Annotated in this window: 1 pseudogene; it reads right to left on the bottom strand. The window is 54.6% G+C overall.

Annotated features, from left to right (window positions below):
- A pseudogene (locus ACTHUR_RS16825) lies at positions 1-564 on the bottom strand (ATP-dependent DNA helicase DinG); the annotation flags it as partial.

Below are 564 nucleotides of genomic sequence, written 5' to 3'. Positions count from 1 at the left end.
CCATGAATGTTCGGCGGCAAAACGGCTGAGGGCTTTTTTGGGCAGATGGTGCGCTTCGTCTATGCAATAGAAACTGTTTTCGGGTGCAGGCAGAATCACGCCGCCGCCCATGCTGATGTCGGCAAGCAGAAGGTCATGGTTGGCAACGACGACATCGACGGTTTCCAAAACATCGCGCGCCAGGTAAAACGGGCATTCCGGACGGTTAGGACAGGCGGATTTCAGGCAACCGTGGCGGTCGTTGGTAACTTTGAGCCAAATCGCGTCATCGATTTTTTCCGGCCAAGTGTCGCGGTCGCCATTAAAGCGGCGGGCGGAAAATTCATCGGCAATGTCGCGCAGCAGGTTCAATTCTTCCGGCTTGGGTTTGCTGTCCCACAACACTTCCGGCGCTTCAAAACCAAGCAGGTTTTGCTGGGCGTTGTTTTGCGTCAGTTGATAGAGTTTGTAAGGGCAAAGATAACGGCCGCGCCCCTTGGCAAGCGTAAAGGTCAGCTCCAAACCGCTTTTTTCGACCAGAAACGGTAAATCGCGGTCAACCAACTGCTCCTGCAAGGCCACCGT

The organism is Neisseria sp. P0021.S007 (genome assembly GCF_051956855.1).
Note: the sequence above shows the minus strand (reverse complement) of the source record. Positions and strands in the feature narration are given on the sequence as shown.